The organism is Mycolicibacterium brumae (genome assembly GCF_025215495.1).
GTDB classification, from domain to species: Bacteria; Actinomycetota; Actinomycetes; order Mycobacteriales; family Mycobacteriaceae; genus Mycobacterium; species Mycobacterium brumae.
Genome location: NZ_CP104302.1, coordinates 1,725,302 through 1,738,137, shown reverse-complemented (window position 1 = coordinate 1,738,137; position 12,836 = coordinate 1,725,302). Strand labels below are relative to the sequence as shown.

Sequence of the window (12,836 nt, the reverse complement as noted above, 5' to 3'; positions counted from 1 at the left end):
CGACGGGCGTGTCGCGGGCGAAAGCGCAGTTGAGACGGTTCCGTTACTGCCGCGAAATTCAGGTGGCTTTGAAGTCGTCCGGGGAGATGCTGTCCAGGAACTCCTTGAACTTCTCCACCTCGTCCTCGCGGACCGGGCCGGAGCTCTCCTCGTCACCGTCGTCGGGGATCAGCAGCCCGGCCTCGGCCAGCACCGCCTCCTCGACGTAGATCGGCGACTCGCTGCGCAGCGCGATGGCCACCGCGTCCGACGGCCGCGCGGACAGCGTGACCCCGGAGGCGAAAACCAACTCGGCGTAGAAGGTGCCCTCTTTGAGGTCCACGATCCGGACTTCGCGCAGCTTCTGGCCGAGAGTGCTGATCAGGTCCCGGATCAGGTCGTGGGTGAGCGGGCGGGACGGCTCCACGCCCTGCTGCTCCAGCGCGATGGCCGAGGCCTCGGCCTGCCCGATCCAGATCGGCAGGTACCGCTCGCCGTCGGTCTCGCGCAGCAGCAGCACGGGTTGGTTCTGGGGCTGCTCGACGCGTATGCCCACCACCCGGACTTCACCCATGAATTCGCACCTCCACGCCGCTGGAATCGATGTGTCGACCGTCTTGCGAGAGCACTCCTGAGTCTAATGCTCAGCGCTGCAGAAGGTCGCGCACGGCCGACTTGATCAGCGAGGTGTGCAACGTGATCGCCAGCGCGGCGACCTCGCGGGCCAGGTCGTCGGCGCGATCGCGGGCGCCGGCCCTGTCGGCTCGGCCCAGCGGGCCGGCGATCTGGGCGATCAGGTCGGACTGCCGATCGGCTGCCGAGCGGAACGCGCGCAGGTGCCGGGGCTCCACGCCGTGGTCGGCCAGCGCGCCGGCGCACTGCAGAATCGTCACCGCGTGCTCGTCGAACAGCACGGTTCCGGCGCCCTTGAAGATCGGGGTGATCACCCCGGCCCGCGTCAGCGCGGTCAGCAGGTCTTCGGCGGGCCCGTGGGCGATGCCGGACTGCTCGATCAGCGCGTCGCGGGTCAGCCGCACCACCCGGACCGGGGTGGGCTCCCCGCCGACCAGCTTCGGGGCGCCGTAACTGGTCGACGGGTCCGGAAGTTCGCCGTCGGGCAGTTCGTCGAGCTGGGCCTTGATGACCTTCAGCGGCAGGTACTGGTCACGCTGGGCGGTCAGGATGTAGCGCAGCCGAGCGCAGTCGTAGGCGGTGAACCGCCGGTACCCCGAGGCGGTGCGCGCAGGCGTCACCAGCCCCTCGGCCTCCAGGAATCGAATCTTGGAGATCGAGATGTCGTCGGGGAAGTCGGGGCGCAGTTCCTCCAGAACCGCGCCGATCGACATCCCCGACGGCTCCGGGGCAGCGGCAGCCGACGTCACTAGTCCGTCTTGGGCCCGGTCAAGAACACCAGCCGGAACTTGCCGATCTGGACCTCGTCGCCGTTGGACAGCACGGCCGAGTCGACCGGCTCTCGGTTGACGTAGGTGCCGTTGAGGCTGCCCACGTCGACGACCTGGAACTCGGCGTTCTCGACCCGGAATTCCGCGTGCCGACGGCTGACCGTCACATCGTCGAGGAAGATGTCGCTGTCGGGGTGCCGGCCGGCGGAGGTGACCGCCTGGTCCAACAGGAACCGAGAGCCGGCGTTCGGGCCACGCTTGACGACCAGCAGGGCCGAACCGGCGGGCAGGCCCTCCACGCCGGAGACCGACGGCTCGGCGCCGGTGCTGGCCGGGGCGTCAAGTTCCTTCAGGAAGTCCTGCCGAAAAACCGAGGTGGTTTCGACCGAGACTTCTTCGGACGAGTCGTCGTTGTAATCCGTCACGCGCTGCTCCTCACTGGCTTGCTGCGGCGCTGCCGCCGGTGGCTTTCCCCGCCCTCACCTTGCCCGTCTGACGTTACCGTGCGCCGTCTCGACATTGGGCGCACTGCCGACAACGGCAGGGAATTCTTAAGGTGTCGGTGGTTCTCTTCATCGAATACGGTTGGAAACCCTAGCAATCCGTCACTCGCTGACGGTCGCCGCGTAGCCGTCGGCGTCGAGCAGCGCGTCGGTGTCGAACCCGTCGTCGGCGATATCCAGCTCGATCAGCCAGCCCGTGCCGTAGGGGTCGGAGTTCACCAGATCCGGACTGGCCTCCAGGTCCGGGTTGACCGCGGAGACGGTCCCGGTCAGCGGGGCGTAGAGATCCGACACCGACTTGGTGGATTCGACTTCGCCGAACGCCTCGCCGGCGGTCAGCTCGGCCCCGACGTCGGGCAGCTGCACGAAGACGACATCGCCCAGCGCCGACTGCGCGTAGTCGGTGATCCCGACCCGCACGGCGCCGCCCTCGGTGCGCCGCACCCATTCGTGCTCGGCGGTGTAGTACAGGTCGGCCGGAATCTGGCTCACGGTGTCCTTCGCTCTCTGTCGGCGCCGTTCATTTGACGGGCTGAGCGTATTGGCGTTGTTTCGGTTGTCGCAAGGCGGGGACGTCAACGCGCTCGGATTGGCCGACGGTCATCTTCCCGCCGACCCGCTCGACGCTGTCGGACGCGCCGCCGGGGATGTTCATCGCGGCGGCCAGCGTCGGCGGGTCCCCGATGGCCCGCACGGTCAGCGGCGCCGCCATGGTGATTCCGTCGATCTGCAAGGCGCCGGGGACGCCGCGCACCCAGGTGTCCACCCCGACGCGCACCGAGGTGTCGCCGGAGTCGATCTGCATGGTCTCCGCTCCGGCCGCGCGTAGTTCGTTGATGATGTCCAGCAGCACCTCGGGCGCCACTCCCCTGGCCGGGTCGGTGATCTTCAGGGTCACCCCCGGTCCGGTGGCGCCGACGGTTCCGGTGATGATCGACAGCGCGGTCAACCGGGCCCGGGCGTTCTCGATGGCAGCCTGGTCGGAGTCGCCTGCGGCCGTCAGGGTGTTCAGCGTCTGGCGCAGTTCGGCGATCTCGGTGTTGAGCACCGCCTCGCGCTGTTGCAACGAGCCGAGCAGCACCGCCAGGTCGGCGGGCCGGGCGGTGTCCAGCGCGTCCCCGGACCGGGTCTGGCGCACCTGGGTCACCAGCGCGGCGCCGAGCAGCGCGCACAGCAGCACCGCCAGCAGGCCGAACACGACCCGGCCGCGGCGGGCGACCCCGGGTTCGGCGGTCTCCGGCTCGGCAGGCTCGGGGGTCTCCGGCTCGGGTGTCTCCGGTTCGGGCGCGTCGTCGGCCATCTCAGGCTCCGAACAGCCGCCGGCGCAGCGCCGCGGCATTGCCGAAGATCCGGATCCCGAGCACCACGATGATGGCCGTGGACAGCTGCGAGCCCACCCCCAACTGGTCGCCGACCCAGACGATGAGCGCCGCGACCAGCACGTTGAACACGAAGGACACCACGAACACCTTGGCGTCGAAGATGTTCTCCAGGTAGGCGCGCAGGCCGCCGAACAGCGCGTCGAGCGCGGCGACGACGGCGATCGGCAGATAGGGCTGCACCGCGTCCGGCACGTTGGGCTGAAACACCAGGCCGAGCACGATCCCGACCACGAGTGCGCCGATACCGATCATCGCTCTCCGATCCTGCCATGGCCGAGCGGTTTGGCGACGACGCCACTCACGGCGTCGCCTTCGCGACCCGGACGTCGTGGACGGAACCTGCCGGCAGGCTCAGGCCCTCGCCGGTGCGCAGGTCGATCCGCACCCCGTAGGACGCCTCCAGCAGCCGCAGCCGCACCATCCCGGCGCTGCCCTCGAATCCGTCGCGCAGCGTGTTGGGCGGGCCCAGGGCCACCACCTCGTACGGGCTGGTGACCGGGTGGTTGTCCACCAGGATGGCCCCACCGGCCTGGCGCATGGTGGCGTTGGGCCCGATCCGCACCCCGCCCACCGACACCGCCTCGGCGCCGGCCGCCCACAGACCGTTGACCACCAGCTGCAGGTCCCGGTCGAGCACCACCTGCCGGCCGTCGCTGCCGCGCTGCTTGGCGGCGTCGGTGAGGTCGCGCCCGGCGCCGGGATCGGAAACCGTCAGGGTCAGCCCGGACCCGATCACCGCCGCCGAGCCGGCGGCCAGGCCCAGCCGGTCCAGCCCTTCCAGCAGCGCCTGGCCCGCGGCGTCGTTGCTGAGCTGCCGCCGCGACAGCGCGTCGACGTCGGCGGCCAGCGCGTCACGTTCCCCGGTGAGCCGGTCGTTGTCGGCCTCGGCGGCGCGCACATTGCGGACCAGGACCTTCTGCGCGTCGTGCAGGCCGGACTCCACCGAACGGGTCTGCGCGATCGCCGCGGCGAACACCACCCCCAGCAGCGCCACCGCGAGCACCCGCCAGCCCGCCTCGGCGGCGCGCCCGCGCCGCTTGCCGGTCCGGGCCCGACGCTGCGCCATCGCCCGGTAGCCGGGGTCCAGGTGCTGGGACAGCAGCTCCCGCAGCAGATTCGGCACCGGGAACGAGCGGGCCGGCAGATGCTGACCGGCGGGCAGACCGGCCTCCGGCGCGAAACCGCCGAGCCGGGAGTCGCGGTCGTCCATCTCAGGACACCTCAGGACACCCGGGGCATCCGCAGCACCATCCGGAACTGCGCCAGATACACCGCGAACGACCACAGGTACATCCAGAGCCCCCAGATCAGAAAGCCCCAGCCGATCGCGCCCACCACGTGGCTCCAGGTAGCGTCGTACTGCCCGAGCAGGATCAGCGGGAAGCCCGACATCAGCGCGAACGTGGCGGCCTTGCCCAGGTAGGTGACCGGCAGCGCGGACAGCCCGCGGCTGCGCAGCGCCGGCGCCATCGACAGCAGCGCGAGGTCACGGCCCAGCAGGATCGCCAGCACCCACCACGGGATGAGCCCGGCGAAGGCGAAGACCACCGGCACCACGACCATGTACAGCCGGTCCACCGCCGGGTCGAGCAGCTCACCGAGCCGTGAGTACTGGTCCAGCAGCCGGGCGATCTTGCCGTCGGCCCAGTCCGAGGCGCCGGAGAACATCAGCACCGCCGTCGCCCACCCGTAGTCCTTGCTCACCAGCAGCAGCCAGCAGAACACCGGGACAAGCAGCAGCCGCAGCACGCTCAGCGCGTTGGGGACCGTCAGGATCCGGTCCCGGGCCGTATCGGCGGACATGAGGGTGAATCTAGTGCTCGCGACCTACCGGAAGATCCCCGGCAGGCTCAGCGCGGACAGCGTGTCGTCCTGCAACGGGTTGTCGTGAACCATGTAGGTCCACGTCGAGGTCGGCCGCGCCAGCTTGGACAGGTCCAGGCCGGGCTCGCCGTCGGCGAGGTTCGCCGTCTCGAAGGTCTGCTGCGCGGCCTCGATGGCGTCGGCGGCCAGCGAGGTGAACGCGTCCACGGCCAGCCGGTGGAACTCGTCGAGCGGGTTCTGCCGGCCCAGCGCGCGCAGGTGGATGCTCTCCCGGATGTCGGCGAGGTAGGCCAGGTGGTCGGCCCAGCCGCGGTCCAGGTGGTAGAGCATGATCAGCTGGCAGGTGCGCTCGAGTTGCTCCTCGCTCATCCCGTCGCCGTCGCCGTCACCGTCGTCGCCGTCCTCGGGCTCGCCGCGCAGTTCGGCGAACCGGTCCGGACACAGCGCCTCGAGCTCGTCGCGGGCGGTCGCCGTGGACAGCAGCGTGTTGCGGCGGTCGACGATGATGGCCCGCTGCTGGGCGATCAGCTGGTTGTAGCGCCAGGTGTTGGCGTGCACGTCGAGCATCCGGCCCTCGGCCACCCGCTGGGCGTGGTCGATCATGCCCTGGGCCCGCGGGCTGAGGATCCGGCCGTCGTCGTCGGTTTCCATCGGCAGTTTGGCGCGGTCCTCCAGGAAGGACACCACCAGCTCGTCCTCCCAGCTGGCGAAGAACACCGACGATCCCGGGTCGCCCTGGCGCCCGGCCCGGCCGCGCAGCTGGTTGTCCAGGCGCTCGGTGGTGTGCCGGCCAGTGCCGACGACGTGCAGCCCACCCAGTTCGACCACCTCGTCGTGGCTCTTCTCATCCGAGCCGCCGAGCCGGATGTCGGTGCCGCGGCCGGCCATCTGGGTGCTCACCGTGACGGCGTTCAGCGCGCCGGCCTCGGCGATCACCTCGGCCTCCTCGGCGTCGTTCTTGGCGTTGAGCACCACCGCGGGGATGCCCCGGCGGACCAGCTTCTCGTGCAGTTCCTCGGATTCGGCGACGTCGTGGGTGCCGACCAGCACCGGGCGGCCGGTGGCGTGCACCTCGGCGATGTGGTCGAGGATCGCGTCGAACTTGGACGCCGCGGTGATGTACACCCGGTCCGGGTCGTCGGTGCGGATGTTGGGGGTGTTCGGCGGGATCGGGGACACCCCGAGCTTGTAGAACTGGCGCAGCTGCTCGCCGGCGGCCAGCGCGGTGCCGGTCATACCGCACACCGTCGGGTAGCGGTTGACCAGCGCCTGCACGGTGATGGTGTCGAGGACCTCGCCGGTCTCGGTGGTCTCGATGCCTTCCTTGGCCTCCACCGCGGCCTGCAGCCCGTCGGGCCAGCGCTGCAGCGCGGCGATCCGGCCGCGGGAGGCGTTGATCAGCTGCACCGCGCCGTCCCGGACGATGTAGTGCACGTCGCGCTGCAGCAGCACGTGCGCGTGCAGCGCCACGTTCACCTCGGTCAGGGTGCTGACGACGTGTTCTTCGGAGTACAGGTCGATGCCGCCGAGGGCCTTCTCGACCTTCTGCGCGCCGGCCTCGGTCAGGTGGATATTGCGGCGGTCCTCATCGGAGTCGTAGTCGACGCCCGGGGTCAGCTCGCCGACCAGCCGCACGATCTCCAGCCGCGGGGTCTCCCGGTGCGTGGTGCCGGCCAGCACCAGCGGCACCAGCGCCTCATCGACCAGCACCGAGTCGGCCTCGTCGATCAGCGCCACGTCGGGATTGGGCGAGACCAGGTCGGCGGAGTCGACGACCAGCTGGTCACGCAGCACGTCGAAGCCGATCTCGTTGACCGACCCGTAGGTGACGTCGCACTCGTAGGCCGCGCGGCGTTGCTCGGGGGTGGAGTCCTCGGTTACCCAGCCGACGGTCAGCCCGAGCGCCTCCAGCAGCGGTCCCATCCACTCGGCGTCGCGGCGGGCCAGGTAGTCGTTGACCGAGATGACATGCACCCGGCGCCCGCCCAGGGCGTAGCCGGCGGCGGCGATGGCGCCGGCCAGGGTCTTGCCCTCGCCGGTGGCCATTTCGACCACGTCGCCGGCCAGCATCCGCAGCGCGCCTTCGAGCTGCACGTCGAACGGCCGCAGTCCGGTGGCCCGTTCGGCGGCCTCCCGGGCGATCGCCAGGAACTGCGGGGTGTCCGCCGAGTCGGCCAGGTCGGCCAGGTTGAGCTTGCCGGCGGCCTTGGTCAGCGTCTCGTCGTCGAGGCCGGCGACCTTCTCGTCGAATTCGGCGGCGGCGTCGACCTCGACGCGGGAGCGTGCCAGGTTCTTCTCGGCGCTGGAGCCCAGCAGCTTCCAGAATCGGCCGGAGATCTTCCCGCGCGGGGCCTTGCCGGATTTGTCGCGCCGGGACGGTTTCTGCGCCTTGACGTTGCCTGTGCTGTCGCCGTCGGATTCGGTTTCGGCGGTCTGGGAGCTCTTCACCACAGCACAACCGTAGCGGAGGTGATGCGCGGCGCCGCGGCCAAACTGCGGTAGCTTGCGCGCAGGGAAAACGCAGCGGCGCGGCTGCGGGGGCATTTTTTGGGCAGGAGATTCCGCTGGTGGGTGGCTTGGAGCCGTTTGAGTATTCGATCGACTGGGCGAACGCGCCGTTGGAGGCGCTGATCTGGATCGGCAAGGCGTGGCTGATCGCGGCGGTGGCCACCATGCTGGTGCTGGTGCTGCTGGCCCGGTTCACGCTGTGGGGCCGGCAGTTCTGGCGGGTCACCCGCGGTTACTTCGTCGGCCCGGGCAGCGCCCGGGTCTGGGTCTGGCTGGCGGTGATCCTGCTGATCGTGATGGCCGGGGTCAAGCTCGACGTGCTGCTGTCCTATCAGGGCAACGACATGTACTCGGCCATCCAGGTCGCCGTGCAGGGCCTGGCCGCCGACAATCAGGAGGTCGCCGACTCCGGTATCAGCGCCTTCTGGGTGTCGCTGGCCAAGCTGTTCTCCATCCTGGCCACCCTGCACGTGCTGCGCGTCATGGGCGACCTGTTCATCGCCCAGCGGTTCATGCTGACCTGGCGCGCCTGGCTCACCGAGAACCTGACCGCGGACTGGCTCGACGGCCGCGCCTATTACCGGGGTCGCTTCATCGACGACAGCATCGACAATCCGGACCAGCGCATCCAGGCCGATATCGACGTCTTCACCACCGGCGTCGGGCCGCGCACCAACACCCCCGACTACCTGGCCGAGTCGACGCTGTTGTTCGGCGCCATCACCGCCATCGCGTCGGTCATCGCGTTCACCCCCATCCTGTGGAACCTGTCCGGAGACCTCACGCTGGCCGGGGTCACCATCCCGCGGGCGATGTTCTGGCTGGCCTTCGCCTACGTGCTGGTCGCCACGGTCGTCGCGTTCTGGATCGGCCGGCCGATCATCCGGCTGGTGTTCGACATGGAGAAGTACAACGCGGCGTTCCGCTACGCCCTGGTCCGGTTGCGCGACGCCGCCGAGCCGGTGGCGTTCTACCGCGGTGAGGACGCCGAGCGGCACCAGCTGCGCAACCGCTTCGCCCCGGTGGTGGCCAACTACAAGGCCTACATCAACCGGATGATGGGCTTCACCGGCTGGAACCTGACCATGAGCCAGATCATCGTGATCCTGCCGTTGTTGATCCAGGCGCCACGGCTGTTCGCCCAGCAGATCAAATTCGGCGACGTCACCCAGACCGCGTCGGCGTTCGGCTCCATCCAGAGCGGACTGTCCTTCTTCCGCAACGCCTACGACAGCTTCGCCGGCTGGCGCGCGGCGATCATGCGTCTGCACGGTCTGGTGATCGCCAATGAGCAGAGCCGCGAGCTGGCCTCGCTGACCGTGGTCGACGGCGAGGACGACAGCGTCTCGCTGCGCGACGTCGACGTGCTGACCCCGGCCGGGGATTCGCTGATCCGCGAGCTGAACCTGCGGCTGGACCCGGGCGACACGCTGATCGTGACGGGACGTTCCGGTTCCGGCAAGACCACCCTGCTGCGCAGCCTGGCCCAGCTGTGGCCGTACACCAGCGGGGCGATGGCCCGCCCCGGCGGCGAGCACGACGTGTTGTTCATGTCGCAGTTGCCCTACGTCCCACTCGGCGATCTGCGGGCGGTGGTGTCCTACCCGCACGAGCCGGGCGAGATCAGCGATCAGGCGCTGGCCGACGCGCTGGTCAAGGTGGCGCTGCCGCAGCTGACCGGCCGGCTCGACGAGGTGGCCGACTGGGCCAAGGTGCTCTCCCCCGGTGAGCAGCAGCGCGTCGCCTTCGCCCGGGTGCTGCTGACCGCGCCGAAGGTGGTGTTCATGGACGAGTCCACCTCGGCGCTGGACGAGGGCCTGGAGTACCTGCTCTACGACCTGGTCCGCAAGGAGCTGCCGGAGACCATCCTGGTCAGCGTCAGCCACCGCAACACCGTCGAGCAGCACCACCGTCAGGAACTGCGGATCCTGGGCGGCGGGCAGTGGCGCATCGGCCCGCCCGGGGAGTTCACCCCCGCGCCCGTGAGCTGAGGCGAACAACGAAACCGGCCCGGCCCCAGGAGTTCTGGGCGCCGGGCCGGCAACGTTCGCCTCGATCAGTCCGGGATGACGAGTTCCTGTCCCGGGTGGATCAGGTCGGGGTTGGCGATGCCGCTGGCGTCGGCGATCTTCTGGTACTTGGAGCCGTCGCCGTAGAACCGCTCGGAGATCGCCCACAGGGTGTCCCCGGAGACGACGGTGTACTTGCGCGGTTCGGGCGCCGGAGCGGGGGCCGCCGGCTCCGGGGCCGGTGCGGGCGCCGCGGGGGCGGGCGCCTCGGCGGCGGCCGGAGCGACCTCGGCTTCGACCTTCTCCGGCGGCGGCGGGGCGTCGGTGTCGGTGCCGGAGGACCAGGCCGCCGAGTCGCCGGAGTACAGCACCAGGTTGCGGTCGTCCTGCAGCACCAGTCGGACGTTCTTCTTGCCCTTGGTGTCGGTGTGCCAGACGGGCTTGTCGGAGGTGTAGAGCACGAAGTTGCCGTCTTTCTGCACCTCGGCCCGGACCACGTCCTGCCCGTTGGTCCCGGTGGCCCAGACGGCTTCGCCGCGGGCGGCCAGCACCAGATTGCCGTCGTCCTGCAGCGTCAGGGTGTACGCGCCATTGTTCGAGGTCAGCGAGTCTCCCTTGGAGAGCTTCTGACCCTCGGTGAGCGTGTCTGCCACGTCTCTCCTCATGTTTGTCGGAAATGAGCCGACCGCCGGGAACCGACAGCCTGTCGCCGAGCTTACTGACTGGTACCCACCAGGGATAGGGGTTGCGGCAGCGCTGAGTTTTAGCCGGCCGACGGGCCGGATCCGGCTGCTCGCGGGGTCCATCCGGGCGGGCCGAAGACGTATCCCAGCCGGTTGCGCAGGCCGCGCGCCGACCGGACGTCGCGGGCGATCGCGACGTACTCGTGGGTCTGCAGTTTCCAGATGTCGAAGGTTCCCACCGGCTTGGTCAGCCCGTAGTGCGGACGGAATCGTTCCGGGGCGAAGGTGCCGAACATCCGGTCCCAGATGATCAGCATCCCGGCGTAGTTGCGGTCCAGGTATTCAGCGTCCATACCGTGGTGCACCCGGTGGTGCGACGGCGTGTTGAAGATGAATTCGATTGGGGCCCACAGCTTGTCGACGCGCTCGGTGTGCACCCAGAACTGATAGATCAGATTCAGCGAGAAACTGAAGAACACCATCCAGGGCGGCACCCCGAGCAGCGGCAACGGCAACCAGATCAGGATCTCGCCGCTGTTGTTCCACTTCTGCCGCAGCGCGGTCGCGTAATTGAAGTACTCGCTCGAGTGGTGCGCCTGATGGGTGGCCCACACCAACCGGACTCGGTGCGCGATCCGGTGATAGAGGTAGAACAGCAGATCCACCCCGAGGATCGCGAGCGCCCAGGTCTGCCAGGCGCCGGCCGACAGTTGCCAGGGCGCCAGGTAGCCGAACGCCGCTGCGTACATCAGCAGCCCCAGCACCTTCCACCCCGCCGTGGTGGCCACCGACACCAGCCCCATCGACAGGCTCGCCAGCGCGTCGCGACGCTCATAACCGCCGCGGGCCGGCCGACCCGGTTCCATGCTGCGCAGTTTGCGGGCCGCGCCCCACTCCAGCGCCAGCGCCAGCAGGAAGAACGGCACGGCGAAGAGCACCGGGTCCCGCATCGGCGGCGGCAGCACCGCGAGCAGCCCGACCGCCGGGGCGTACACGTCGACCATCGGCGACCCTCCTCGGCGGGAGTTTAACCGGCGTCCTCGGCGGGAGTTTAACCGGCGTCGGCGCCGCGCCGACGGCCGAGCACACCCGCGCCGGCCGCGATGACCAGGCCGGCCACCGGCACCACCAGCAGCCCGGCCCGCAGCCCGGCCGAGTCGGCGATGGCGCCGACGATCGGCGGCCCGCACATGAAGCCGAAGCGCATCACCCAGGACACCACCGTCAGCCCGGCGCCGGGGCGCAGGCCAGCCACGTTGTCCGCGCCGTGGTAGGCCGCCGGGATCACCACCGAGACGCCGAGCCCGGCCGCGCCGAAGCCGACGATGACGGCCGGGGCCGACGGGAACGCCAGCGCGGCGCCCATCCCGGCGGCGGCCAGCAGGCCGCCGGCGCGCACCACCGCGGCCTCGCCGAACCGGTCGATCAGCCGGTCGCCGAACACTCGCCCGACGAACTGCGCGCCCACCAGGGCCACGTAACCGAACGCGGCCGCGGCCGCCGGAACCGCGAGCACCTCGTGCAGGTAGATCGCCGACCACGAACTGCCGACGTCCTCGACCGCGGCCCCGGCCACTCCCAGCGCCGACAGCACCGCCAACGTCAGCACGGCGCGGGAGCCCGGGCGCGGCCGGGCAGCGCCCGGAGCATCCGCGCGCACCGCTCGCTCGTCGGACCCGTCGGCGTCAATGCTCCGGGCCCCCTCCTCGCTCGTTCCTCGCTCGTCGGACCCGTCGGCGTCAATGCTCCGGGCCCCCTCCTCGCTCGTTCCTCGCTCGTCGGACCCGTCGGCGTCAATGCTCCGGGCCCCCTCCTCGCTCGTTCCTCGCTCGTCGGACCCGTCGGCGTCAATGCTCCGGGCCCCCTCCTCGCTCGTTCCTCGCTCGTCGGACCCGTCGGCGTCAATGCTCCGGGCCCCCTCCTCGCTCGTTCCTCGCTCGTCGGACCCGTCGGCGCCGGCCGGCAGCAGCAGCGGCAGCATGGCCAGGCACACCGCGCCGAACAGCAGTCCGGACACCGCAAGCTGCGCGCCGCGCGGCAGGCCCGCGGCGACCGCCGCCGCGCCCATCAGTCCTCCGCAGACAGCCCCGATCGACCAGGTGGCGTGCAGCGAGTTGATGATCGAACGCCCGTAGCGCCGCTGCACGGCCAGTCCCTGGGCGTTCTGCGCGACGTCGGTGACCGCGTCCGCGCCACCGGCCAGCAGCAACGCGCCGGCCAACAGCGCCGGCGTCGGGGCGAGCGCCGCCGCGCACAGCAACACGGCCAGCGCGACCCCGGTCACCACCGCCACCCGCGCCGAGCCGAACCGCCGCAGCAGCGCCCCGGCGACCGGCCCGAACAACAACGCGCCCGCCGGAAAGGCCGCCACCGTCAGGCCCAGCACCGTGTTCGTCATCCCCAGATCGGTCTTGATCTCGGGGTAGCGCGGCAGCAGGTTGGCGAACAGCGCGCCGTTGACCGCGAACAGGGTGGCGGTCGCGGCGCGGGCGCGGCGGAGTTCGGGGGCGGGCACGCCCACCAGTGTGGCCCGGGCCGGGCACAA

The 12,836-nt window shown here is 70.3% G+C and carries 13 protein-coding genes; 1 reads left to right on the top strand and 12 read right to left on the bottom strand.

Annotated elements, in window-relative coordinates:
• Positions 1-58: 58 nt before the first annotated feature.
• From L2Z93_RS08420 to secA2, 9 genes are all read right to left on the bottom strand, one after another.
• The gene (locus L2Z93_RS08420) at positions 59-553 is read right to left on the bottom strand and encodes a bifunctional nuclease family protein (RefSeq protein WP_090592861.1); all 495 of its coding nucleotides are present in this window, start codon (positions 551-553) and stop codon (positions 59-61) included.
• Positions 554-623: 70 nt separating this feature from the next.
• On the bottom strand, positions 624-1,325 hold the full coding sequence (gene ftsR / locus L2Z93_RS08415; RefSeq protein WP_090592856.1) for a transcriptional regulator FtsR: 702 nt from the start codon (positions 1,323-1,325) through the stop codon (positions 624-626).
• 35 nt (positions 1,326-1,360) lie between these two features.
• The gene (gene garA, locus L2Z93_RS08410) at positions 1,361-1,807 is read right to left on the bottom strand and encodes a glycogen accumulation regulator GarA (RefSeq protein WP_090592852.1); all 447 of its coding nucleotides are present in this window, start codon (positions 1,805-1,807) and stop codon (positions 1,361-1,363) included.
• 180 nt (positions 1,808-1,987) lie between these two features.
• Positions 1,988-2,377, bottom strand: coding sequence for a glycine cleavage system protein GcvH (gene gcvH, locus L2Z93_RS08405; RefSeq protein WP_090592848.1), 390 nt, complete (start codon positions 2,375-2,377; stop codon positions 1,988-1,990).
• 28 nt (positions 2,378-2,405) lie between these two features.
• Positions 2,406-3,185 (bottom strand): DUF881 domain-containing protein, encoded by a 780-nt coding sequence (locus tag L2Z93_RS08400; RefSeq protein WP_090592844.1) that lies wholly within the window; start codon positions 3,183-3,185, stop codon positions 2,406-2,408.
• A gap of 1 nt (position 3,186) precedes the next feature.
• Complete coding sequence (locus tag L2Z93_RS08395; RefSeq protein WP_090592840.1) at positions 3,187-3,519, bottom strand: small basic family protein; 333 nt, start codon at positions 3,517-3,519, stop codon at positions 3,187-3,189.
• A gap of 46 nt (positions 3,520-3,565) precedes the next feature.
• Positions 3,566-4,477, bottom strand: coding sequence for a DUF881 domain-containing protein (locus L2Z93_RS08390; RefSeq protein WP_090592838.1), 912 nt, complete (start codon positions 4,475-4,477; stop codon positions 3,566-3,568).
• Positions 4,478-4,488: 11 nt separating this feature from the next.
• Complete coding sequence (locus tag L2Z93_RS08385; protein ID WP_090592834.1) at positions 4,489-5,070, bottom strand: CDP-alcohol phosphatidyltransferase family protein; 582 nt, start codon at positions 5,068-5,070, stop codon at positions 4,489-4,491.
• Between the two features lie 24 nt (positions 5,071-5,094).
• On the bottom strand, positions 5,095-7,428 hold the full coding sequence (gene secA2, locus L2Z93_RS08380; protein ID WP_234786259.1) for an accessory Sec system translocase SecA2: 2,334 nt from the start codon (positions 7,426-7,428) through the stop codon (positions 5,095-5,097).
• A 239-nt stretch (positions 7,429-7,667) separates the two neighbouring features.
• On the opposite strand from secA2, the gene L2Z93_RS08375 reads away from it, so the two are divergent.
• A complete protein-coding gene (locus L2Z93_RS08375; RefSeq protein WP_090592827.1) occupies positions 7,668-9,590 on the top strand; it encodes an ABC transporter ATP-binding protein/permease in 1,923 nt (640 codons plus the stop codon).
• Positions 9,591-9,655: 65 nt separating this feature from the next.
• On the opposite strand, the gene L2Z93_RS08370 is transcribed toward L2Z93_RS08375, so the two are convergent.
• The 3 genes from L2Z93_RS08370 to L2Z93_RS08360 all read right to left on the bottom strand — a co-directional run bounded on the left by L2Z93_RS08370 (position 9,656) and on the right by L2Z93_RS08360 (position 12,806).
• Positions 9,656-10,261 carry a LysM peptidoglycan-binding domain-containing protein gene (locus L2Z93_RS08370; RefSeq protein WP_090592824.1) on the bottom strand — a complete coding sequence of 202 codons (606 nt, stop codon included), beginning with the start codon at positions 10,259-10,261 and terminating at the stop codon, positions 9,656-9,658.
• A gap of 110 nt (positions 10,262-10,371) precedes the next feature.
• Positions 10,372-11,295 (bottom strand): sterol desaturase family protein, encoded by a 924-nt coding sequence (locus tag L2Z93_RS08365; RefSeq protein WP_193438878.1) that lies wholly within the window; start codon positions 11,293-11,295, stop codon positions 10,372-10,374.
• 47 nt (positions 11,296-11,342) lie between these two features.
• Complete coding sequence (locus L2Z93_RS08360) at positions 11,343-12,806, bottom strand: MFS transporter (protein ID WP_420873684.1); 1,464 nt, start codon at positions 12,804-12,806, stop codon at positions 11,343-11,345.
• Between the last annotated feature and the right edge of the window lie 30 nt (positions 12,807-12,836).

Excerpts from the sequence above, each read along its gene's own strand:
- L2Z93_RS08420 (WP_090592861.1), bottom strand. The coding sequence starts at position 553 with ATGGGTGAAGTCCGGGTGGTGGGCATACGCGTCGAGCAGCCCCAGAAC.
- ftsR (WP_090592856.1), bottom strand. The coding sequence starts at position 1,325 with ATGTCGATCGGCGCGGTTCTGGAGGAACTGCGCCCCGACTTCCCCGAC.
- L2Z93_RS08400 (WP_090592844.1), bottom strand. The coding sequence starts at position 3,185 with ATGGCCGACGACGCGCCCGAACCGGAGACACCCGAGCCGGAGACCCCC.
- L2Z93_RS08395 (WP_090592840.1), bottom strand. The coding sequence starts at position 3,519 with ATGATCGGTATCGGCGCACTCGTGGTCGGGATCGTGCTCGGCCTGGTG.
- L2Z93_RS08390 (WP_090592838.1), bottom strand. The coding sequence starts at position 4,477 with ATGGACGACCGCGACTCCCGGCTCGGCGGTTTCGCGCCGGAGGCCGGT.
- L2Z93_RS08385 (WP_090592834.1), bottom strand. The coding sequence starts at position 5,070 with ATGTCCGCCGATACGGCCCGGGACCGGATCCTGACGGTCCCCAACGCG.
- L2Z93_RS08365 (WP_193438878.1), bottom strand. The coding sequence starts at position 11,295 with ATGGTCGACGTGTACGCCCCGGCGGTCGGGCTGCTCGCGGTGCTGCCG.